The organism is Pseudomonas neuropathica, from assembly GCF_051174785.1.
Lineage (GTDB): Bacteria > Pseudomonadota > Gammaproteobacteria > Pseudomonadales > Pseudomonadaceae > Aquipseudomonas > Aquipseudomonas neuropathica_A.
The window spans coordinates 3007240-3029722 of record NZ_CP195111.1 but is presented as its reverse complement, the minus strand read 5'-3'; the positions used below and the strand labels follow the sequence as shown (position 1 = coordinate 3029722).

Sequence of the window (22483 nt, the reverse complement as noted above, 5' to 3'; positions counted from 1 at the left end):
CTGGGAGTTTCGTAAATGGCAGTTGCCTCCGGCGCCTATAAGAAAGCCCTCGAGGGCGACCAGACACCGAAGCAGGTGTTGGTCAAAATCGACCGGGTCACGAAGAAGTTCGACGAGACGATTGCCGTGGACGATGTGTCCCTGGAAATCAAAAAGGGCGAAATCTTCGCCCTGCTCGGCGGTTCGGGATCGGGCAAATCCACTCTGCTGCGGATGCTGGCAGGGTTCGAACGGCCCACGGAGGGGCGCATTTTCCTCGACGGCGTCGACATCACCGACATGCCGCCGTACGAACGTCCGATCAACATGATGTTCCAGTCGTACGCCTTGTTCCCGCACATGACCGTGGCGCAGAACATCGCCTTCGGCCTCAAGCAGGACAAGATCCCGGCCGCTGAAGTCGATGCCCGCGTGGCCGAGATGCTCAAGCTGGTGCAGATGAGCCAGTACGCCAAACGCAAGCCGCATCAACTGTCCGGCGGTCAGCGTCAGCGCGTGGCGCTGGCACGTTCGCTGGCCAAGCGGCCGAAACTGCTGCTGCTCGACGAACCGATGGGAGCACTGGACAAGAAACTGCGTTCACAGATGCAGCTGGAACTGGTGGAAATCATCGAGCGCGTCGGCGTGACCTGCGTAATGGTGACCCACGACCAGGAAGAGGCCATGACCATGGCCGAGCGCATCGCGATCATGCACCTGGGCTGGATCGCCCAGATCGGCAGCCCGATCGACATCTACGAAACCCCGACCAGCCGACTGGTCTGCGAATTCATCGGCAACGTCAACATCTTCGAAGGCGAAGTGATCGACGACGCCGAAGGCCACGCGACCATCACCTGCAAAGACCTCGATCGGCAGATCTACGTCGGCCACGGCATTAGTACTTCGGTGCAGGACAAATCGGTGACTTACGCGATCCGTCCGGAGAAGCTGCTGGTCACCGCCGATCAACCGACCTGCGAATACAACTGGTCGAGCGGCAAGGTCCACGACATCGCCTACCTCGGCGGGCACTCGGTGTTCTACGTTGAGTTGCCGAGCGGCAAACTGGTGCAGTCCTTCGTCGCCAACGCCGAGCGTCGTGGCGCGCGTCCGACCTGGGGCGATCAGGTTTATGTTTGGTGGGAAGACGACAGCGGCGTGGTACTTCGCTCATGAACATGCGCAAGTTCAAACGCCGCATCAACCGAATAATCCCCAATGGCCGGCAGTTGGTCATCGGGGTTCCGTTCATCTGGCTGTTCCTGTTCTTCATGCTGCCGTTCTTCATCGTCCTGAAGATCAGCTTCGCCGAAGCCGACGTAGCGATTCCGCCGTATACCGAGATCTACACGTACGCCGAGCAGAAGCTGCAACTGCTGCTGAACCTGGGCAACTACGCGATGCTGGCGGGCGACGAGTTATATATCGCCGCTTACCTCGGCTCGCTGAAGATGGCGCTGATCAGCACCATCCTCTGTCTGGTGATCGGCTACCCGATGGCCTACGCCATCGCCACAGCGCGTAAAGAACTGCAAACGGTGCTGGTGCTGCTGATCATGATGCCGACCTGGACCGCGATCCTGATCCGCGTTTACGCGTGGATGGGCATCCTCAGCAACAACGGTCTGCTCAACGGTTTCCTGATGAGCATGGGCTTCATCGACGAGCCTTTGCAGATCCTCAACACCAACCTGGCGGTGTACATCGGTGTCGTTTACTCGTACCTGCCGTTCATGATCCTGCCGCTGTACGCCAACCTGGTGAAGCACGACAACAGTCTGCTGGAAGCCGCATCGGACCTGGGTTCGAGCACCTTCAACAGCTTCTGGAAAATCACTATTCCGCTGTCGAAGAATGGGATCATTGCCGGCTGCATGCTGGTGTTTATCCCGGTGGTGGGTGAGTTCGTGATCCCGGAACTGCTTGGCGGTCCGGAAACCCTGATGATCGGTAAAGTGCTCTGGCAAGAGTTCTTCAACAACCGTGACTGGCCGGTGGCATCCGCGCTGGCAGTGGTGATGCTGGCGATCCTGATTGTGCCGATCATTCTGTTCAACCGCAGTCAGGCCAAGGAAATGGAGGGCAAAGAATGAAGCGCATCCGTTTCTCCAGCCTGATGCTGGTCATCGGTCTGTTGTTCATCTACCTGCCGATGCTGATCCTGGTGATCTACTCGTTCAACGCCTCGAAACTGGTGACGGTGTGGGGCGGCTGGTCGATCAAGTGGTACGTCGGCCTGCTCGACAACACGCAACTGATGGGCTCGGTGCTGCGCTCGCTGGAAATCGCCTGCTACACCGCCGTCGCTGCGGTGGCGCTGGGAACCCTTGCGGCGTTCGTGCTGACCCGTATCACCCGCTTCAAGGGTCGCACGCTGTTCGGTGGTCTGGTGACAGCGCCGTTGGTGATGCCGGAAGTGATCACCGGTCTGTCGCTGTTGCTGCTGTTCGTGGCCATGGCGCAGATGATCGGCTGGCCACAGGAACGTGGCATCGTCACCATCTGGATCGCCCACACGACGTTCTGTGCGGCTTACGTGGCGGTAGTGGTCTCGGCGCGTCTGCGTGAGCTGGACCTGTCGATCGAAGAAGCGGCAATGGACCTCGGTGCGCGGCCGTGGAAGGTGTTCTTCCTGATCACCATCCCGATGATCGCGCCATCGCTGGCGGCGGGCGGCATGATGTCGTTCGCGCTGTCACTGGACGACCTGGTGTTGGCGAGCTTCGTCTCCGGGCCGGGTTCGACCACCCTGCCGATGGAAGTGTTCTCAGCGGTACGTCTGGGCGTGAAGCCTGAGATCAACGCTGTGGCGAGTCTGATTCTGCTGGCCGTGTCGATCGTGACCTTCATGGTCTGGTTCTTCAGCCGCCGTGCCGAAGAAGCGCGCAAGAAAGCCATCCAGCAAGCCATTGAAGAAAGCGCAGCCGATTCCTGGAAGCAACCGGACGTGCGCCGCGCACCGGCGCCGGAAGCGGCGTAAGCAATATCGGGTTGGCCTCAATCTTGAGGCCAAGCCAAATCCCAATGTGGGAGCGAGCCTGCTCGCGAAGACGGAGTATCAGTCGACTCAATATTGGCTGATACACCGCTTTCGCGAGCAGGCTCGCTCCCACAGTTCGTTTTAGGCAGTCCAGGGTGAATGGCGGATGATCTCAACGAAGTTCATCGGCTTGAACCCCGGCTCCTGATCCTTCAGCACATCGGTCTTCACATTGCCGAACGTGGTCTGCGGACGATGACGCAAACCCTCGGCAAACGCGCAGATGATGCACTCCTTGAAACTTTCTCCGCGTGGATGCGCATGCACCACCGCCTCACGCTGCACGGTGCTGAACGCTGCGTAGTCCATGCCCAGCACGTCCATCTCCACGCCTGCGGTCACCAGCGCCACGGTCGGACGCAAATGCTTGGGCACGCCCGGCGTGGTGTGCAAGGCAATCGACAGCCAGACCTGTTCGATGTCGTCATCGCTCAACCCGTAGGGTTTGAGGAACGCTGCCGCCGCATTGGCGCCATCCACTTCGAAACGCTCGTCATCACTGCGATGACCTTCGACCAGACCCAAGTCGTGGAACATCGCGCCGACGTAGAGCAACTCCGGATTGTAGGCCAGTTGCTGGCGCTCGCCGCTCAGTGCGCCGAACAGAAATACCCGACGCGAATGGTGGTAGAGCAGGTCGGATTCGATGTCGCGGATGTATTCGGTGGTGGCCCGGGCGAGGGCGCTGTCGGGGATTTTGATGCCGGCGATGGTGGTGCTCATAACGGTTTCCTCATCGAAAACGCCGTCGTGGCGCTGATGGGGGAAGTCTGTGCCCGAGGCTGAAAGCGAACAATCGATGCATGGCTGCGATCCTTGCCAATCGACCTGCAAATCGTGCCAAGCTAAAAGATCGTCCGATCGCGGCCCGAGCCTGCGGCAGCTCCTGCAGAAGCCCGCATTCCCCTGTAGGAGCTGCCGCAGGCTCGGGCCGCGATCGGACGATCTTTTGCTCTTGAAGGGGGAATCCACAGCCATGAACAAAACCGTCGCCATCGTGGTGTTCGCCGGCGTGCAGTCACTGGATGTCAGCGGCCCCATGGATGTGTTCGCCGAGGCCAATCGCTTCCTGGCGCCCGAGGATCACTATCGGCTCGAAGTGATCGGCGTCGAACGCGGTCCGATGGCCTGCTCCAACGGTTTGAACCTGAATGCCCATTGGCATTTCAGCGAAGCCCTCGAGGCCTACGACCTGTTGCTGGTCGCTGGCGGCCCGCAACTGCCATTCATGGATTTTGGCGCGACGTTTGATGATTGGCTGCGCGAGGCGTGTTCACGTGCGCGGCGCTTCGGTTCGATCTGCAATGGCGCGTTCGTGCTCGCGCGGGCCGGATTGCTTGACGGGCGCACCGTGACCACGCACTGGAACGATGCCGAAGCGTTGGCGCAGTTGTGTCCGACAACGCAGGTCGAAGCGGACCGCTTGTATGTCGAGGACGGCACGCTCTACACCTCGGCCGGGGTCACGGCGGGGATCGATCTGTCGCTGTACCTGCTGGCGCGGGATCATGGCGCTGAAGTGGCGCTGAGCGTGGCCAAGCGGCTGGTGGTGTTCACCCAGCGCTCTGGTGGCCAGTCACAGTTCAGTCCGTTTCTCACGCCGCATGCGGAACCTACTTCGGCGGTGGCGATGGTGCAGTTGTATGTGCTGGCCAATCTCACGGGTGATCTGACGATTGCCGATCTGGCCAATGCGGCGAACATGAGTGCGCGCAATTTCTCCAGAGTGTTTGCCCGGGAAGCCAAAGTCACCCCGGCGGAGTTCGTCGAGCGGGCGCGGGTGGATGCAGCGCGGGTGATGCTGGAAAGCACCACGGCGCCGTTGAAGACGGTGGCGTATCAGTGCGGGTTTCGGGATGCGCAGCATATGCGCGGGGTGTTCAGCCGGCGGTTGGGGGTGACACCGCAGCAGTTTCGGCTGAATTTTGCGGTGGCGCTTTAACCCTCACCCTCACCCCAGCCCTCTCCCGGAGGGAGAGGGGGCAGACCGCAGTGTCTGGTGTTTTACATCGACCTGAAAGACCTTATCGATTATGGATTCGGTAAAGCAGGATCAGGTCGGTGTAAGCCATGAGCATCCCCCAATCAGTCCCCTCTCCCCCAGGGAGAGGGTTAGGGTGAGGGGCTTTTAAGGTGCCCGCGCCGGCAACAACTTCAACGTACTGCGCGTATTCGCCGTCACCTCTTCGGCATTGAAATGCGCCTGCACATAAATCCCGTCGACATACGCTTCAGCCTGATCGTCATAGTGACTGTCGAACGGCACACCGCTCTGCCCAACCGGGTTAATGGTCAACCCGTGTGCCGGATCAGCAAAATCCACCAGGCGCCGCGCCGACGGCCCGTAAGTCACCGGCCATGGCGCCGGGCCGATCTTCGCTGAAAGGTTGTTCGGCACTTCATGACTGCCCGGCGCCGCAAACGGCCCGACATTGAAAATCCGATCCAGCGGCTTCTGCTGCCCCAACGGATGGCCGTGAGTCAGCGTGTGCGCCGCGCCCCATTTCCACTCGGCGGAGTTATCGCCCAAGGTCAGCTTCAAGTGCTGCATGCTCGCCTGCCACGCCGCGCGGACGACTTCGGCGCGGGTCTCCTTGTTCGGTGTGCTGCGGTTGTCCCACCACGGTGAGTCGGCATTCGCCGCCAGCTTTGGCAGCGCTGCATCGATCACCCGTGTCGACAGTAAAGTCTCGAAGAAGTCACTGCCCAACTCATCACGCATCGCCGCATCGGCCAGGTCGTAGAGGAACTGGTTGAACACCGTCGCGCTGACTGAATCCAGTGGATAGTCGCCTGGCCACTGCGCCAGTTGCTCGACCAGTTTCAGTTGCGCCGGATCGCTGACGACTTCACGCAATACCGGCAGCAACGGCGCGAGCAAGCGCGGGCCGTAACCGGTGGTGGTGCCCAGTTGCAGCTTCTGATTAGCCTCGTTGGTCCATTTCACGCTTTTGTCGCTGAGCTGACGATTCAGTTGCTGGCCGCGATCGGCGAGGTTGTAGTAACCGGGAATCTCCATGCCCGTCGACGAGACGGGTTGGAAGTTGGCCGAGACGATGTAGCCGCGCGCCGGGTTTTCTTCCTGCGGGTTGGCGCTGAACGGGTAGAAACCGTCCTTGTCGGCCTGATTGCTGCTGCCGTCGAGGATGAACTCCGGCCGCACCCCGGCCGGGCGCTTGGGCAGCAATGCCGAGGCCCACCAGGCGATGTCACCCCTGGCGTTGGCATAAACCAGATTCAGCCCCGGCGCCTGCACTTTCGCCGCTGCGGTGCGGGCCTTGGCCAGCGTGTCGGCGCGGTTGAGTTGATAGAAGCCTTCAAGGATCGGGTTCGGCGTTTCGAGGAAAGCCCACCACATGGCGATCGGTGTCTTGCCGGCAGCGGTGCCGAGCGCATCGTTGACGATGGGGCCATGAGGGGATTGGCGCAGGGTGAGAGTCACTGGCGACTGCCCCTTCACGTTGATCTGCTGCTGCGTGACGACCATGTCGGTCCACTGGCCGCGATACCAGACCTGATTCGGGTTATCCGGATTGACCTTCTCGGCGATCAGGTCCAGATCGTCGTTCTGGAACATGGTCAGGCTCCAGCCGAAATCGAGGTTGTGGCCGAGGAAGGCGAAAGGCACCAGCGCCTGATGATGGCCGTACAACTCGAAGCCCGGCGCCGACAATTGCGCTTCGTACCACACCGACGGCACCGAGAAGCGAATATGCGGGTCACCAGCCAGCAGCGGCTTACCGCTCTGGCTGCGGCTACCTGCGATGACCCAGGCGTTGCTGCCTTCGAACTGCGGCAGGCTATTGTCGATCAACGCTTGTTCGCTGAGGCGGGCGAGAGCGTTGAGGTCTTGCCAGTCGCCGGCGGCGAGGGCCGGCGCAGGCTTGGCGTGACCGTTGACCAGCACGCCTTTGGGCTGCCAGTCGAGGTCGAAAACGTTGAGGTAATCAGCGCCGAGCTGATCGCGCACATAGGTCAGCAACGGCTCGGTGCGAAACGCCGCGGCAAAGCTATAGGCCATGTAACCCGCGACGCTGATACTGTCTTCTGCCGTGAACGGCCGTTTGGGGATGCCCAGCACGTCAAACTCGATCGGCGCGGTGTGGCTGTCCTGATACTGGTTGATGCCATCCAGATAGGCTTGCAGGCCCTTCCACGCCGGCGACTGCTTATCGAGACTGGCGACGTAACTGGCGGCTCGCTCACGGATGCGCAGGCTGCGAAACAGTTTGTCGGTGTCGAGCAGTTTCGGCCCTAGCACTTCCGCCAGTTCGCCCCGGGCTAGACGGCGCATGGCTTCCATCTGGAACAGGCGATCCTGGGCATGCACATAGCCGAGGGCGCGGTAGAGGTCGGTTTCGTTCTCGGCACGGATGTGCGGCACACCGCGTTCGTCATAACGCACGATCACCGAACCCTGCAGGTTACGCAGTTCAACCTGGCCTTGGCGCGTCGGTTGTTTGCTGTAGACATACCATCCCCCGGCGCAGAGCAGAACAACAATGAGCAAGGCAAGAACGGTGAACACGCGCTTCATGGTGACTCCTTGTGCAGGCGGGATTGCCACCCGTCGGGCTGCAAACAATTAGCACAGACCTTCTGTGCCGTGCAGCGCTGTCCTTGAAAAGTCCGGAATGCCTTACGGTGTTTCCACCGGCCACGGGCAGTAACAACCGACCGCCAGGGTGTGCGTGGCGTTGACCGGGCGATCTTCCGTCAGGGCATTCAAAATCGGTTCGATAAAGCTGTTGCTGGAGTTGCAGGTCAGGCCTTCGCTGTAGGGGCCGAAGTAGGCCAGTTTGCCGCTGCGGTCCCAGATCGCCACGGCCGGGCTGGCGGGCACCTGTTCGGAACCAGGCAAAATCGTGATGGTTTTCAGGCTGCTGAGGGTCGCGGGTAACTGGCCGTGGCTGCCGATTTTTTGCACGGCGAAGAACTCCACGCCCTTGGCGCTGAACTGCTCGACCATCTCGGTCAGGTGCTGTTGATTGCCGACGTTGCACGGGCAGGCCGGGTCCCAAAAATGCACCAGACGAATCTTGCCCGGGCCGGCGAGATTGTCGGGAAGGCGCAGCGGGTCACCGGAAAACACCGCCGTGTGCTCGCTGAACGCGCGCAGATAACGCCCCTGAAACCAGTCGTACGCCGCCCACAATACCCCGGCGCAAATCAGCGCGAGCAGGCTGGCAAACAGTGCGGTGCGGCAGGGCGAACGCATGGATTTGGTTCCTCAGAGGCGGGCTAGCTTGCCATGTCTGTCACTACAGATGAATATCGCAGGCCGATAAAGTCTGTTCACCGTTTTGGAATTCCCGCATGCCTGCCACTTTCGAGCCCGATCAAATCCGCGCCAGCCTCAAGCCTTTGGCCGAGTGGCAGCCGTTGTCGGACGAGGCGAAGGCCTATCAGCGTTTCTACCAAACCGACTTTCCCGAGCGAGATGTCTGGCGTGGCATGGGCCGTTTCGAAGTCGATGGCTATGAAGTGGTCAGCCATTGCTGGTGGCCGGAGAAGGTCAAGGCGACGTTGTTTCTGCTGCACGGTTACTACGATCACGTCGGGCTCTACCGGCATGTGATCGAGTGGGCGCTGGATCAGGATTTTGCGGTGATCGCCTGTGATTTGCCGGGGCATGGTCTGTCGAGCGGGCCGCGCGCGAGCATTCGCGATTTCTCTGAATATCAGGATGTCCTGCAAGCCTTGTTCGCCGAAGCGCAGTCGATTGCGCTGCCGCAGCCGTGGCACTTGTGCGGGCAGAGCACCGGCGGGGCGATTGTGGTCGATCACCTGCTCAACCATGGCGAAAACAGCCCGGCGCAAGGCCAGGTAATTCTGATGGCGCCACTGGTGCGTCCGCGGGCGTGGGGCTGGTCGCAGCTGAGTTATTACCTGCTCAGACCTTTTGTCAGAGGGGTCACGCGGCGCTTCAGCGAGAACTCCAACGATCCGGATTTTCTGCCGTTTCTGCAGGCCGATCCGTTGCAACCGCGACGCTTGCCGACGAAATGGGTCGGGGCGCTGTCACGCTGGATCATCCGCGTCGAGCACGCGAAAAAAAGTCCGCGGCGGCCACTGATCATTCAGGGGCAGGCGGACATGACGGTGGACTGGCAGCACAATTTGCAGGTATTGAAATGGAAGTTTGATCGACCGCAGATTCTGCTGCTGGCCGAGGCACGGCATCATCTGGCGAATGAGACGGTGGAGATGCGTGAGGAGTATTTCGAGTTTCTGAGCAAGCGGATCAGAGGCCGGAATCTTTAGCGCCTGTGAGGGCCCTTTCGCGAGCAAGCTCGCTCCCACAGGGGCTTGGGGATGTTCACAATTTTGTGTTCGCTGAAGATCCAAATGTGGGAGCGAGCTTGCTCGCGAAGGCGGTTTGCCAGGCAACAAGGATCACTGCCCGACCGCCAACCCTGCGCGAATCGCCGCCAACGCCGCCTGATAGTAGGCCTTGCCCTCAGCCGACTCGGCAAACATTGCAAACTCTTCCAGCTCTTCATCCGACAAATCGCGATAGACATAGAGCAGCGTGTTGTTCATGTCTGCGCCAATCTGTTCCATCAAGCGCTGGCGCTGACCGTTCAACATGCCCTGCGCCTGGCCACCACCGAGCAGCCCCGGAATCATCGAACTCAAGCTGTCCGCCGCCACACCAGCAATCGCCAGGCTGACTTCGGCGCCAGCTTCACGCGCTGGCAGTGCCTGAGCCAGGTGACCGATGATCAGCAGGCGGCTGTCGCTGGCCTGCATCTTCGGCAGGCCCTTGGCGTTTTTCGCCAGTTGATCACGGCGGGTCGCGAGCAATTCAGCGGCGACGATCTTCTTGCCCAGTGGCGATTGAAAGAAAGTCAGCGCCGGTTTCGGATCGGCGAGCTTCTGCCGCAGTTGCGCTTCGGCGCGTTGATCCACGGCCTGCGGGGCGAAGCGCTGATTGCTGTTGTTCACCAATGCTTGAAACACCGCCGGCGGCAGGCTGTTCTGATAGCGCTGCTGTGCGGCCGTCAGGGCATCGTTGAAATGCGCACGTTGATCTGGCCAGCCGGCGACCTTGTACAACTGATCGTGGCCGTCCGCCCAAGCGGGCAAAACGCAGAACATCAACAGTGAAAAAAGCAAACGGCGCATAGGGACTCCTGTCAGCAGCGGACTATTCTCCGTGCGGTGCCGGTACTTGTCGAGAATTCGTAGCAAGCCGCCGCGTGGCTCTGTCGGATTTCTTGCCGCCGACATACTATGCGCGCCATGCAAATATCCTCTGAACACCCACTGCTGTTACGCATTGTCGATGACCTGGCCGAACACGGCTGGTCGCAGCAGAACATTTTCCTGCCCGCCGGTTTGACCCGCGAGCTGGCGGCCGAGTGCCGCAAACGTGAGGCTGAGGGTGAGCTGGCGCCAGCGGCGGTGGGGCGTGGGCCGTTTTCGGAGATCCGCGAGGGGATTCGTGGCGACCACATTCAGTGGATCGATCCCGGTCAGGCCGAGGCCAGCGACCGCTATCTGAACTTGATGGAAAGCCTGCGCGAAGCGCTCAACCGTGGCTTGTTTCTGGGTCTTGAAGATTTCGAATGTCACTTCGCGCTGTATCCGCCGGGCGCGTTTTATCGCCGACATGTCGACCGCTTTCGCGACGACGACAAGCGCATGGTCTCGGTGGTGGTGTACCTCAATGACGCGTGGCTGCCGGAGGACGGTGGTCAGTTGCGCATGTACCTGAATGATGAGCGCGTGCATGACGTGCAGCCTACTGGCGGGTGTCTGGTGGTGTTTCTCTCTGGTGAAGTGCCTCATGAAGTGCTGCCGGCGAACCGCGAGCGCCTGTCGCTGACCGGCTGGTTCCGCCGTCGTGGCAACGAGCCGTTCTGAGATGGAAAAGATTCTGGTCAGCCGCTGCCTGTTGGGCCATCGCGTGCGTTACGACGGTGGCGCGAGCGGGCCGTTTGATCTGCTTGAACAGTGGATTGTCGAGGGGCGGGTGGTGCCGTTGTGTCCGGAGGTCGCGGGTGGCTTGCCGACGCCACGGGCGGCGGCGGAAATCCCGGGCGGGCAGGGTGGTGAAGTGCTTGATGGTGTCGCGGCGGTGATCACCACTGAGGGCGAAGATGTCAGTGCGCAGTTTCTCGATGGTGCGCGGCAGGCGCTGGAGTTGGTGCAGAAGCACGGGATTCGCGTGGCGGTATTGAAAGCCAACAGTCCCTCCTGTGGAAACCTGCTGACCTATGACGGCACGTTTAGTGGCGTCAAAGTCAGTGGCGAGGGCGTGACGGCTGCGCTGCTCAAGCGCCATGGTGTGCAGGTATTCAGTGAACTGGAATTGCCGCAGGCCGCGCTGGCACTGGCTGCTTTGGACTGATCCGGAATCGTTGCCCTCACCCCAGCCCTCTCCCGGAGGGAGAGGGGGCTGACCGAAGTGTCTGGCGCTATTCATCGACCTGAAAGACCTTGTCGATTATGGATTCGGCAAAGTAGGTTCAGGTCGGCGTACCTCTAAAGCATCCCCAGATCAGTCCCCTCTCCCTCCGGGAGAGGGCTAGGGTGAGGGGCTTCTAAGGCTTCAACCACTTCTCGGTCAGCGCCGCCAGGCGTCCGTCGTCCTTGATCCGCTGCATCGCACTCGCAAGGCTGGCCTGAAACGCCGGATTACCCTTCTGAAACGGAATCGCCAAATCCACTGGCTCCGCCGCTTTCGGCTTCTCTTCAGTCAATGCCTGCACCAGCACCATCGGCCGTGGCTGCTCGTCTTTTTTCGCCAGCAACTGCGAATCGACCTTGCCGTAAGACTCGCTGAAGTCGAAACGATCCTTGAGTTCGGGTGTCAGTGCTATGTGGTTGAGCGCAACGTCGTACTTGCCGCTTTCAACGCCCTGGAACAGGTCGGCCTCGTCGGTGACGATGAAATCGGCGCGTACATCCAGCTCCCGGGCCAGCAGTTGCCCAAGCTCGACCTCGAACCCCGTGAGTGTGTCGCCTTCCTTGAAATTGAAGGGCGGTGTATTAGCCTCAAGGGCTATGCGCAGCTCGCCACGGTCGTTGACGTCATCAATCAGTTCGGCGTGAGCCAAAGGGCTCAAAAGGGGTAGCAGGCAGATCAGGCCAGGCAGAAAACGCATGGTCACTCCTTTGAAATCATTAACGCGACGCTCTGATTCAGGCTCGCTTTGCTATGGTTGTCGAGTGCCTTCGACAACGAATGGTCATGAAGTTGTCATGACCGTGCGGATTTTACGGAAAAACTGGAGAAGAAAATGAAAAGCTTTATGTCACGTGCAGCGTTCGCGGGTGTGCTGATGGGCGTTTCGGTGCTGGCCAGTGCCGCCACACCGGCCCCCAAAGGCGCCGAAGTGTTCATCGTTTCTCCCGAGGACGGGGCCACGGTTTCGCAGACCTTTACCGTCAAGTTCGGTACCAAGAACGTCGCACTGGCACCGGCCGGTGACGTCACCAAGAACACCGGTCACCATCACCTGCTGATCGACGCCAAGGAAATTGTTCCTGCCGGTTCGGTCGTCCCTACCGATGCCAACCATATGCACTTCGGCAAGGCGCAGACCCAGGCTGACATCAAGCTCGCCCCGGGCAAACACACCTTGCAGCTGGAACTTGGCGACAGCGGTCACATGGCATTCGATCCGCCAATCGTTTCGAAGAAAATCACCGTCAACGTCGAATAACCTTTTCGCCGTGTATGAAAAAGGGAGCCCGAAGGCTCCCTTTTTTGTCGCTCAGCGTTTGATCAGAACAACACGCGGCTACGGATAGTGCCGTTGACGTGTTGCAGCTTCTCTTGCGCCAGCTCCGAGTACTCGGCGTCGACGTCGATCACCACGTAGCCCACCTTCTCGTTGGTCTGCAGGAACTGACCGGAGATGTTGATGCCGTTTTCGGCGAAGACCTTGTTGATCTCGCTCATCACACCCGGGATGTTCTCGTGAATGTGCAGCAGGCGGTGCTTGCCAGGGTGAGCCGGCAGGGCCACTTCCGGGAAGTTCACCGACGAAACGGAGGTGCCGTTGTCGCTGTACTTGACCAGTTTCTCTGCCACTTCCAGACCGATGTTGGCTTGCGCTTCGGCGGTCGAACCACCGATGTGCGGAGTCAGGATCACGTTGTCGAGGCCACGCAGCGGGCTTTCGAACTCTTCGTCGTTGGAGCGTGGCTCCACCGGGAATACGTCGATGGCCGCGCCGATCAGGTGCTTGTCCTTGATCGCGTCCGCCAGGGCGTCCAGTTCAACCACGGTGCCGCGCGCGGCGTTGATCAGGATGCCGCCCTTCTTGATGGCGCGGATTTCCTTCTCGCCGATCATCCACTGGGTCGCAGCGGTTTCCGGAACGTGCAGGGTGACGATGTCGGACATGCCCAGCAGTTCGGTCAGGCTGCCGATCTGCGTAGCGTTGCCCAGTGGCAGCTTGGTCACGGTGTCGTAGAAGTACACCTGCATGCCCAAGCCCTCAGCCAGAACCGACAGCTGCGTACCGATCGAGCCGTAGCCGACGATGCCGAGTTTCTTGCCACGGATCTCGAAGGAGTTGGCTGCGGACTTGATCCAGCCGCCACGGTGGCAGGAAGCGTTTTTCTCCGGGATGCCGCGCAGCAGCAGGATCGCTTCGGCCAGCACCAGCTCGGCAACGGAGCGGGTGTTGGAGTACGGCGCGTTGAACACGGCAATACCGCGCTCGCGGGCAGCACTCAGGTCAACCTGGTTGGTGCCGATGCAGAAACAGCCGACCGCAACCAGCTTCTTCGCGTGATCGAAGATCTCTTCGGTCAGTTGGGTGCGCGAACGAATGCCGATGAAGTGAGCGTCAGCGATCTTTTCCTTGAGCTGGGCTTCCGGCAAGGAACCTGTCAGGTATTCGATGCTGGTGTAGCCCGCCGCCTTGAGGACGTCGACAGCCGATTGGTGGACGCCTTCGAGAAGAAGGAACTTGATCTTGCTCTTATCGAGAGAAGTCTTGCTCATCTGCGTAAACCTGTATCCCGGAGAAAAATGGCAGGAAATGGTCAACAGACGCTGACCCGGACGACAAGAAAGTCGTCTCCGCGGATCTGGCCTTGGGCACTGTCCTGCGGGGTCGATATGCTAGCATAGCCTCCCCGCTAAACACTCATTCCTGCGACGTGAAGCGTTCTCAGGATGACCATGAATTGTTCGAGAGTTCTGTCGATGACCAATCCTGCCCTGATTGATGAACTGAAGACCCTGGTCGAGCCTGGCAAGGTCCTGACCGACGCCGACTCCCTGAATGCGTACGGCAAGGATTGGACCAAGCACTTCGCCCCGGCGCCAAGCGCCATTGTGTTTCCCAAGACCATCGAGCAGGTGCAGGCCGTGGTCCGCTGGGCCAACACGCACAAGGTCGCGCTGGTGCCATCGGGCGGGCGCACCGGGCTTTCTGCGGCTGCGGTAGCGGCCAACGGCGAAGTGGTCGTGTCGTTCGACTACATGAATCAGATTCTCGACGTGAACCTCACCGACCGCACCGCTGTTTGTCAGCCGGGCGTGGTAACCGAGCATTTGCAGAACGTTGCCGAAGAAAAGGGCCTGTACTACCCGGTTGACTTCGCTTCGGCAGGTTCCAGCCAGATTGGCGGCAATATCGGCACCAATGCCGGCGGGATCAAGGTGATTCGCTACGGCATGACCCGCAACTGGGTCGCCGGCATGAAAGTCGTCACCGGCAAGGGCGATGTGCTGGAGCTGAACAAAGACCTGATCAAGAACGCCACCGGTTACGACTTGCGTCAGCTATTCATCGGCGCTGAAGGCACTCTTGGCTTCGTCGTTGAAGCAACCATGCGCCTCGATCGTGCGCCGAAAAACCTCACAGCGATGGTCTTGGGCACTGCTGATTTCGACTCGATCATGCCGGTGCTGCACGCTTTCCAGGGCAAGCTCGACCTGACCGCGTTCGAATTCTTCTCCGATAAAGCCTTGGCTAAAGTCATGGGGCGTGGCGACGTACCGGCGCCGTTCGAGACCGATTGCCCGTTCTATGCGTTACTGGAATTCGAAGCGACCACCGAAGAGGTGGCCAACAGCGCACTGGAAACTTTCGAACACTGCGTCGAGCAGGGCTGGGTGCTGGACGGCGTGATGAGCCAGAGCGAAACCCAGTTGCAGAACCTGTGGAAGCTGCGCGAATACATCTCCGAAACCATCTCGCACTGGACGCCGTACAAGAACGACATCTCGGTCACGGTCTCGAAAGTACCGGCGTTTTTGAAGGAAATCGATGCGATCGTCGGTGAACACTATCCGGACTTCGAAATCGTCTGGTTCGGCCACATCGGCGACGGCAACCTGCACTTGAACATTCTCAAGCCGGATAACCTGAGCAAGGACGAGTTCTTCGCCAAGTGCGCGACGGTCAACAAGTGGGTGTTTGAAACCGTCGAGAAGTACAACGGTTCGATTTCCGCCGAGCATGGTGTGGGCATGACCAAACGCGATTACTTGACCTACAGCCGCTCGCCGGTTGAGATCGAGTACATGAAAGCGGTCAAAGCGGTGTTCGACCCGAACGGCATCATGAACCCGGGCAAGATTTTCGCGGTTTGATCGGCAATCTTTGATGAATCAATGAAGGCAGGAGTCGGTAAATGAGCTATCAGCACCAGTACGTCGACGGCACGCGCATCCACTTCCCGATCGGGAAAGTCGTGTGCATTGGCCGTAATTACGCCGAACACGCCAAGGAACTGGACAATCCGGTCCCTACCGAGCCGCTGCTGTTCATCAAACCGGGCAGTTGCGTGGTTGAACTGGAAGGCGGCTTCGCCATTCCGACCGAGCGCGGTTCGGTGCACTACGAAGCGGAAATCGCCGTGTTGATCGGCAAGCCGCTGTCGACCAAGCCGAGCCGTGAAGAAGTGCTCGATGCCATTTCCGGTTTCGCCCCGGCGCTGGATCTGACCCTGCGTGACAAGCAGGCCGAGCTGAAAGCCAAGGGCCTGCCGTGGGAAATCGCCAAGTCGTTCGACGGCGCGGCGGTGCTTGCACCGTTCGTGGTCGGCAGCACCTTCGCTGACCTGACCGACATCGGCATCCGCCTGACCATCAACGGCGAAGTCCGCCAGGATGGCAACAGCAGCGCGATGCTCAACCCGATCGTGCCGATGATCCAGCACATGGCCGGCTGCTTCTCGCTGCAGGCCGGTGATGTGATCCTCACCGGCACACCGGTGGGTGTTGGTCCGCTGAACGTGGGCGACGACATCGTCCTCGAGCTGGTCGGCGCCAGCAGCTTCACCAGCAGCGTGCGCTAACCGCCACACTGCAAATCCCCTGTGGGAGCGAGCTTGCTCGCGAAAGCATTTTGTCAGTCAACAAAGATGTCGACTGACACTGCGCCTTCGCGAGCAAGCTCGCTCCCACATTGTTTTGTGGTGCCCGGAGATCGCTGACAACACACGACAATCCCGCCATTTGCCGTTTTTTTCACATCCTGTACGGATAATTCCTCTCATTCTGGCGTCTGAGCCGGCCTCTTTGTGCTATTACCCATAGCCTGAATTTTCGGAACGCGTCCCTCGATGTCATCTCAAACTCAGCTCAAGCCCACCCGCCGTTCACGTTTCGCCCTGCGTTGGTATGTCTGGCTGTTGCTGGTAATTGCCGCCGCCTATGCCTTGGCGTTTGCCATGCACTGGGATGATCGCGGTGTGCTTTGGCTGCAGGAACGCTTCGAAAGCCAGGCCGAGCAGAAGGAAAGTATCTGGCTGCCGGACTATCGGGTGGTGATCGATGCCAAGCCGCTGCCGGGCATGGAGAAGGATGAGGCCTCAGACCTGTCGTATAACCCGCAGACCAAAACGCTGTTTTCGGTCATGGGTAAAAACCCGTTTCTGGTGGAGCTGACCCTGCAGGGCGAGGTGCTGCGCAAGATGCCGCTGGTGGGCTGGAGCAATCCGGAAGGCCTGACGGTCATGGAAAACGGCCTGTTGGCCATTGTCGATGAACGCCAGCACACGTTGTCGATCGTTAAAGTCGATGCCACCACCCGCGAGTTGAACATCGCCGATTTTCCGAAATATGATCTCGGCCCATCCAAAGATCAGAACAAGGCGTTCGAGGCGATCACCTGGGATGCGCACAATCAGCAATTGCTGCTGGGCGAGGAGCGGCCACCGGCGCTGTTCACCTGGAAAAGCGATGGCAGCCAGACCCTCAAGGGCGACAAGCAAAAACTCGCCAGTGAAGAACTGGATATTCGCAACCTCTCGGCACTGGAAATCGATCCGCGCACGGGTCATACGCTGGTGCTGTCTGCTGATTCGCACCTGTTGCTGGAGCTGGACGAGAAGGGCGAGCAGGTCAGCTTCATGACCCTGCTTGGTGGCTTCAACGGTCTGAAAAACACCATCCCCCGCGCCGAAGGCGTGACCATGGACGAGGCGGGCACGCTGTACATGGTCAGCGAGCCGAACCTGTTCTACCGCTTCGAAAAACAGAAATAGCAGCCTTTACCGATTCCAATGTAGGAGCTGCCGAAGGTTCGGGCCGCGTTCGGACGATCTTTTGACTGTGGGACGCAGAGCGTCCCCGGCTGCATTCCCACGCAGAGCGTGGGAACGATCAGATCGCAGCCTTCGGCAGCTCCTACACGGGTTGGCTTGTGGTTTGAGGCAAGTGGCCATTAAGCTTCATTTCAGACAGGCGTGATATTTCATCCGCCTGTCTTGATCCCGAGCCTGCCCGAATGCGTCGACTTGCCCGTCCAAAACCTCTGATTATCATCCTGGCGGTGATTGCCCTGATCGCGTTGATTGCGATCGGCCAATACATGCGCCTGTTCGAGCGTGCCTGGTTCAATCTGCACACGCTGTGGCAACCGCAGAGTAGCGAGTCGATCGGGCTGGATCAGTATCGCGTCGAGATTGAAGCGCGGGTGATTGACGGGCTGGACGACGATGTTTCGGCGCTGACCTTCGATCCGGTGCGTAAAAGCCTGTTCACCGTGACCAACAAGAATTCCGAACTGGTCGAGCTGTCGCTCGAAGGCAAGATCCTGCGGCGCATCGCGCTGATTGGTTTTGGCGATCCGGAAGCCGTCGAGTACATCAGCGCCGACACCTACGTGATCACCGACGAGCGCCAACAGCGGTTGATCAAGATTCACCTGGAGGCAGACACCACCTTCCTCGACGCTGCTGATGCCGAGCAGATGACCCTTGGCGTGCATATGGCCAGTAACAAGGGTTTCGAAGGGCTGGCTTACGATTCGGTGGGCAAACGTCTGTTCGTCGCGAAAGAGCGCAATCCGATGCTGATCTACGAAGTGCACGGCTTTCCGCACTTCAATCCGGAGAAGTCCTACGCGGTGCATGTGATCAACGACCCCAAGCGCGATGCCGGGATGTTTGTGCGCGATCTGTCGAGTTTGCAGTACGACGAGCGCAGCGGCCATTTACTGGCGCTGTCGGATGAGTCGCGGCTGATTCTGGAACTGGATGTCGGTGGACGACCGTTGAGCACGATGTCCATTAGTGGCGGCCGGCAGGGTTTGAAGAAGACCGTGCCGCAAGCGGAAGGCATTGCCATGGATGATGACGGGACGTTGTATCTGGTGAGTGAGCCGAATCTGTTTTACGTCTTCAAAAAGCCAACGCCGAACTAACCAACACCACAAAACACTGTGGGAGCGGCCTGCTCGCGAAAGCATCGTGTCAGCCAATGAAGATGTTGGCTGAACTGGCGCTTTCGCGAGCAGGCTCGCTCCCACAGGTTTATTCGTCTGCCAATAAAGGGTGGGCAGTCTGGGTTTACTCAGCCTTGAGGGTTTTCACGCCTTCGCTGGTGCCCAGCAGCAACAGATCCGCCGGCCGTGCCGCGAACAAACCGTTGGTGACCACGCCGACAATCGCATTGATCTGCGCTTCCAGCTCCACCGGGTTGGTGATCTGCAGGTTGAACACATCCAGAATGATGTTGCCGTTGTCGGTCAAAACGCCTTCGCGGTACACCGGGTCGCCGCCCAGTTTCACCAGCTGCCGGGCGACGTGGCTGCGCGCCATCGGGATCACTTCGACTGGCAGCGGGAACTCACCCAGCACTGGCACCAGTTTGCTGGCGTCGGCGATGCAGATGAAGGTCTTGGCCACGGCGGCAACGATCTTCTCGCGGGTCAGGGCGGCGCCGCCGCCCTTGATGAGGTTCAGGTGCGCGTCGCTTTCATCGGCGCCGTCGACGTAGAACTCCAGGTCGCTGACGGTGTTCAGCTCATACACCGGAATTCCGTGGCCCTTGAGGCGCGCGGCAGTGGCTTCGGAACTGGCAACCGCGCCATCGAACGCGCCCTTGTGCTGGGCCAGGGCGTCGATGAAGCAGTTGGCGGTGGAGCCGGTGCCGACCCCGACGATGCTCTTGTCGTCGAGTTTCGGAAGGATGAAGTCGACGGCGGCCTGAGCCACTGCCTGTTTGAGTTGATCCTGGGTCATGCGGGCTCCGGAAGCGGGCAAGGTGAGAACGGAAAGGCCGGCATTATAGCCGCAAGCGCGGCTAAAACCTCTGGATTCGTGTGGTCGTGCGGGCAAAAGCCGGGTTAGACTCCCCGGTCCCGCTCAACCGCTCAGTGATGCTTTCCGATGCTCGAACAGTACGTCAAAAAGATCCTCACCTCGCGCGTTTATGACGTTGCCGTAGAAACCCCGTTGCAGAACGCTCGCCAGCTCTCCGAGCGGCTGGGCAATGACATTTGGCTCAAGCGTGAAGACTTGCAGCCAGTGTTCTCGTTCAAGATTCGCGGCGCCTACAACAAGCTGACGCAACTGAGCGATGAAGAACGCGCCCGTGGCGTGGTCACCGCGTCGGCGGGCAACCATGCGCAGGGCCTGGCCCTGGCGGCCAAAGTACTGGGCGTCAAAGCGACCATCGTCATGCCCAAGACCACCCCCGAGATCAAGGTCGAAGGCGTGCGTTCGCGCGGCGGCAAAGTGGTCCTTCATGGTGATTCGTTCCCGGAAGCCCTGGCCTACTCGCTGAAACTGGTCGATGAAAAAGGCTACGTCTACATTCACCCGTACGACGATCCGCACACCATCGCCGGGCAGGGCACCGTGGCGATGGAAATTCTGCGCCAGCACCCGCAGCCGCTGGACGCGATTTTCGTTCCGGTTGGCGGCGGCGGTCTGATCGCCGGCATCGCCGCGTACGTGAAATACCTGCGCCCGGACATCAAAGTCATCGGTGTCGAGCCGGACGATTCCAACTGCCTGCAAGCGGCGATGGCCGCCGGTGAGCGCGTGGTGCTGCCGACCGTGGGCATCTTTGCCGACGGCGTAGCGGTGGCACAGATTGGCCAGCACACCTTTGACATCTGCAAAGACTATGTTGATGAAGTGATCACTGTCAGCACTGACGAGATCTGTGCGGCTATCAAGGATATCTACGACGATACCCGCTCGATCACCGAACCTGCCGGCGCCTTGGGTGTGGCCGGGATCAAGAAATACGTCGAGCAACGCGGCGTCAGTGGCCAGACTTTCGTGGCCATCGACTCCGGTGCCAACGTCAACTTCGACCGCCTGCGTCATGTTGCCGAGCGCGCCGAGCTGGGTGAGGGGCGTGAAGCGATCATCGCCGTGACCATCCCCGAGAAGGCCGGCAGCTTCAAGGCGTTCTGCGAGGCCGTCGGCAAGCGCCAGATCACCGAATTCAACTACCGCTACAACACCGGCAGCGAAGCGCACATCTTCGTTGGCGTGCAGACCCACCCTGAAAACGACCCGCGCAGCGCATTGCTGGCGAGCCTGACCGAGCAAGGTTTCCCGGTCGTCGACCTGACCGACAACGAACTGGCCAAACTGCACATCCGCCACATGGTCGGTGGCCACGCGGCGCACGTGATTGATGAAGTGGTGTTCCGCTTCGAGTTCCCGGAGCGTCCAGGCGCGCTGTTCAACTTCCTCAATAAGCTGGGCGGGCGCTGGAATATCTCGATGTTCCACTACCGCAACCACGGCGCCGCCGATGGCCGCGTGGTCGCGGGCCTGCAGGTGCCGCACGATGAGCGTCATCTGGTACCGGCGGCCCTTGAGGAAATCGGGTACCCATATTGGGATGAAAGCGAGAACCCGGCCTATCAGCTGTTTCTTGGCTGAGCGGCTACGCTGATGGGCATGGCCCAAGGAAGAGAAATACATGGAAACCCTGACCACCCTGAAAGTCCTTCACGTCGCGGCGACCGTGGTCATACTCGCGAGCGGGCTGGGGCTTGCCGCTCTGACCTGGCGTAATCGCAGCGAAGGGCCGGCCAGCACGATGCAACGTCCCTGGCTGTTTATCTGGTGTCTGATGCTGATCGGTATGCTGAGCATGCCTTTCACCGGCTGGTGGTTGGTACACCTGATCGGCTGGCCATTGGGGCAGTTCTGGATTTTGGGGTCCAGTGTGATTTATGCCGTGGCCACGTTCAGTGCGGTCTGGCTGCTCGTTCGGCTTAATCGGCTGTGGACTAGCGGGGTTGGTAACTGGAAATTCACGTTGGCGCTGGCGATTGTCAGCGGCATCGGATTTCTCGCCATTGCGGCGTTGATGGGTGCCAAGCCTGTTTAAGGCTTGAGACCGAGTCGACCCCATTCGCGAGCAGGCTCGCTCCCACATTGGATTTGTGTGGTTCACAAATACCTTGTGGGAGCGAGCTTGCTCGCGAAGGCGTAATCAGCCGCGCAGCGAAATCACCGGCCAGCCACGCTTCTCGGCCTCGGCACGCAGATTCGGATCCGGATCGACAGCAACGGGATTCGCCACCTGCTCCAGCAATGGCAAATCATTCATCGAATCGCTATAGAAATAGCTGCCTTCCAGCGAATACCCGGTCTCTTCCAGCCAACGGTTCAGGCGCGTTACCTTGCCTTCGCGGAAGCACGGAATATCAGTGCTGCGCCCGCTGTATCGGCCATCGACCATTTCGCATTCAGTGGCAATCAGGGTTTCAACGCCCAAACGCACAGCAATCGGCGCGGTCACGAAGCGGTTGGTCGCGGTGATGATCACCAGTTTGTCACCGGCATCACGGTGCTTTTTCAGCAGTTCCAGCGCCTTGGGCAAGACGATCGGTTCGATGCAGTCGCGCATGTAATCGTTGTGCCACTGATCGAGCACGGCCATTTCGGTGCGGCCGAGGATCTCCAGGCAGAAGTTCAGGTACGCGGCGTTATCCAGTTTGCCGGCCAGGTAATCCTGATAGAACTCGTCGTTGCGCGCTTTGTACGCAATCGGGTCGAGGAAGCCGCGTTCACACAGATAGTCGCCCCAGGCGTGATCGCTGTCGCCGCCCAGAAGGGTGTTGTCCAAATCGAAGAGTGCCAGGCGCATTGCAGTTACCCGCTGATAAGTCTGTAAAAAGGCGACAAGAATACGGTCTTTTCACAAGAGTGCACATAAGGTAGGAAGCTTCGTTGCCGCCTTATCAACCTTTGTGGAACAATGCGGCGACATGCGTTTGCGAGGTTGTT

At 59.8% G+C, this 22483-nt stretch carries 22 protein-coding genes; 14 read left to right on the top strand and 8 right to left on the bottom strand.

Annotation, left to right across the window (positions count from 1 at the left end; translation table 11 throughout):
- Positions 1-15: 15 nt before the first annotated feature.
- From ACRRSD_RS13795 to ACRRSD_RS13785, 3 genes are read left to right on the top strand one after another with little or no spacing between them, the layout of a single operon-like run.
- Entirely contained in the window at positions 16-1158 is a 1143-nt protein-coding gene (locus ACRRSD_RS13795) for an ABC transporter ATP-binding protein (protein WP_007913856.1), read from the top strand.
- Between the two features lie 35 nt (positions 1159-1193).
- The gene (locus ACRRSD_RS13790; RefSeq protein ID WP_176091783.1) at positions 1194-2075 is read left to right on the top strand and encodes an ABC transporter permease subunit; all 882 of its coding nucleotides are present in this window, start codon (positions 1194-1196) and stop codon (positions 2073-2075) included.
- Positions 2072-2962: an ABC transporter permease subunit gene (locus ACRRSD_RS13785; protein WP_034151963.1), complete on the top strand. Its 891-nt coding sequence runs from the start codon at positions 2072-2074 to the stop codon at positions 2960-2962. The genes ACRRSD_RS13790 and ACRRSD_RS13785 overlap by 4 nt, the downstream gene beginning before the upstream one ends.
- A gap of 141 nt (positions 2963-3103) precedes the next feature.
- On the opposite strand, the gene ACRRSD_RS13780 is transcribed toward ACRRSD_RS13785, so the two are convergent.
- Entirely contained in the window at positions 3104-3745 is a 642-nt protein-coding gene (locus ACRRSD_RS13780) for an HD domain-containing protein (RefSeq protein WP_435038382.1), read from the bottom strand.
- A 253-nt stretch (positions 3746-3998) separates the two neighbouring features.
- Between ACRRSD_RS13780 and ACRRSD_RS13775 the strand changes: the two genes are divergently transcribed.
- Positions 3999-4964, top strand: coding sequence for a GlxA family transcriptional regulator (locus tag ACRRSD_RS13775; protein ID WP_435038381.1), 966 nt, complete (start codon positions 3999-4001; stop codon positions 4962-4964).
- A gap of 186 nt (positions 4965-5150) precedes the next feature.
- On the opposite strand, the gene ACRRSD_RS13770 is transcribed toward ACRRSD_RS13775, so the two are convergent.
- Both ACRRSD_RS13770 and ACRRSD_RS13765 read right to left on the bottom strand, forming a co-directional pair.
- Positions 5151-7559, bottom strand: coding sequence for a penicillin acylase family protein (locus tag ACRRSD_RS13770; protein ID WP_435038380.1), 2409 nt, complete (start codon positions 7557-7559; stop codon positions 5151-5153).
- Positions 7560-7661: 102 nt separating this feature from the next.
- On the bottom strand, positions 7662-8240 hold the full coding sequence (locus tag ACRRSD_RS13765; RefSeq protein ID WP_435038379.1) for a DUF6436 domain-containing protein: 579 nt from the start codon (positions 8238-8240) through the stop codon (positions 7662-7664).
- A 98-nt stretch (positions 8241-8338) separates the two neighbouring features.
- Between ACRRSD_RS13765 and ACRRSD_RS13760 the strand changes: the two genes are divergently transcribed.
- Entirely contained in the window at positions 8339-9286 is a 948-nt protein-coding gene (locus ACRRSD_RS13760) for an alpha/beta hydrolase (protein ID WP_435038378.1), read from the top strand.
- Between the two features lie 132 nt (positions 9287-9418).
- Here ACRRSD_RS13760 and ACRRSD_RS13755 read toward each other — a convergent pair whose 3' ends face one another.
- Positions 9419-10150 (bottom strand): DUF2059 domain-containing protein, encoded by a 732-nt coding sequence (locus ACRRSD_RS13755; RefSeq protein WP_435038377.1) that lies wholly within the window; start codon positions 10148-10150, stop codon positions 9419-9421.
- A gap of 108 nt (positions 10151-10258) precedes the next feature.
- Here ACRRSD_RS13755 and ACRRSD_RS13750 point away from each other — a divergent pair, with 108 nt between their 5' ends.
- Positions 10259-10891: a 2OG-Fe(II) oxygenase gene (locus ACRRSD_RS13750; protein WP_007913869.1), complete on the top strand. Its 633-nt coding sequence runs from the start codon at positions 10259-10261 to the stop codon at positions 10889-10891.
- 1 nt (position 10892) lies between these two features.
- Entirely contained in the window at positions 10893-11378 is a 486-nt protein-coding gene (locus ACRRSD_RS13745; protein ID WP_435038376.1) for a DUF523 domain-containing protein, read from the top strand.
- A gap of 193 nt (positions 11379-11571) precedes the next feature.
- Here the strand turns inward: ACRRSD_RS13745 and ACRRSD_RS13740 are convergent, their stop codons facing one another.
- On the bottom strand, positions 11572-12135 hold the full coding sequence (locus tag ACRRSD_RS13740) for a transporter substrate-binding domain-containing protein (RefSeq protein ID WP_435038375.1): 564 nt from the start codon (positions 12133-12135) through the stop codon (positions 11572-11574).
- Between the two features lie 135 nt (positions 12136-12270).
- On the opposite strand from ACRRSD_RS13740, the gene ACRRSD_RS13735 reads away from it, so the two are divergent.
- Positions 12271-12696, top strand: coding sequence for a DUF4399 domain-containing protein (locus tag ACRRSD_RS13735; protein WP_160059803.1), 426 nt, complete (start codon positions 12271-12273; stop codon positions 12694-12696).
- Positions 12697-12758: 62 nt separating this feature from the next.
- Here ACRRSD_RS13735 and serA read toward each other — a convergent pair whose 3' ends face one another.
- Positions 12759-13988 carry a phosphoglycerate dehydrogenase gene (gene serA / locus ACRRSD_RS13730; RefSeq protein WP_095121592.1) on the bottom strand — a complete coding sequence of 410 codons (1230 nt, stop codon included), beginning with the start codon at positions 13986-13988 and terminating at the stop codon, positions 12759-12761.
- 204 nt (positions 13989-14192) lie between these two features.
- On the opposite strand from serA, the gene ACRRSD_RS13725 reads away from it, so the two are divergent.
- The 4 genes from ACRRSD_RS13725 to ACRRSD_RS13710 all read left to right on the top strand — a co-directional run bounded on the left by ACRRSD_RS13725 (position 14193) and on the right by ACRRSD_RS13710 (position 18645).
- Positions 14193-15587, top strand: a complete 1395-nt coding sequence (locus ACRRSD_RS13725) for an FAD-binding oxidoreductase (protein ID WP_064116316.1) — start codon at positions 14193-14195, stop codon at positions 15585-15587.
- Between the two features lie 41 nt (positions 15588-15628).
- Entirely contained in the window at positions 15629-16294 is a 666-nt protein-coding gene (locus ACRRSD_RS13720) for a fumarylacetoacetate hydrolase family protein (RefSeq protein ID WP_007913879.1), read from the top strand.
- A 267-nt stretch (positions 16295-16561) separates the two neighbouring features.
- On the top strand, positions 16562-17485 hold the full coding sequence (locus ACRRSD_RS13715; RefSeq protein WP_435038374.1) for an SdiA-regulated domain-containing protein: 924 nt from the start codon (positions 16562-16564) through the stop codon (positions 17483-17485).
- 242 nt (positions 17486-17727) lie between these two features.
- Complete coding sequence (locus tag ACRRSD_RS13710) at positions 17728-18645, top strand: SdiA-regulated domain-containing protein (RefSeq protein WP_150793182.1); 918 nt, start codon at positions 17728-17730, stop codon at positions 18643-18645.
- 145 nt (positions 18646-18790) lie between these two features.
- Here the strand turns inward: ACRRSD_RS13710 and rpiA are convergent, their stop codons facing one another.
- Positions 18791-19465, bottom strand: coding sequence for a ribose-5-phosphate isomerase RpiA (gene rpiA, locus ACRRSD_RS13705; protein WP_007913886.1), 675 nt, complete (start codon positions 19463-19465; stop codon positions 18791-18793).
- Positions 19466-19612: 147 nt separating this feature from the next.
- On the opposite strand from rpiA, the gene ilvA reads away from it, so the two are divergent.
- Both ilvA and ACRRSD_RS13695 read left to right on the top strand, forming a co-directional pair.
- Positions 19613-21127 carry a threonine ammonia-lyase, biosynthetic gene (gene ilvA, locus ACRRSD_RS13700; protein ID WP_435038373.1) on the top strand — a complete coding sequence of 505 codons (1515 nt, stop codon included), beginning with the start codon at positions 19613-19615 and terminating at the stop codon, positions 21125-21127.
- Between the two features lie 40 nt (positions 21128-21167).
- Positions 21168-21581, top strand: coding sequence for a DUF2269 family protein (locus ACRRSD_RS13695; RefSeq protein ID WP_435038372.1), 414 nt, complete (start codon positions 21168-21170; stop codon positions 21579-21581).
- A gap of 105 nt (positions 21582-21686) precedes the next feature.
- Here the strand turns inward: ACRRSD_RS13695 and ACRRSD_RS13690 are convergent, their stop codons facing one another.
- Positions 21687-22343, bottom strand: a complete 657-nt coding sequence (locus ACRRSD_RS13690) for an HAD family hydrolase (RefSeq protein ID WP_435038371.1) — start codon at positions 22341-22343, stop codon at positions 21687-21689.
- Between the last annotated feature and the right edge of the window lie 140 nt (positions 22344-22483).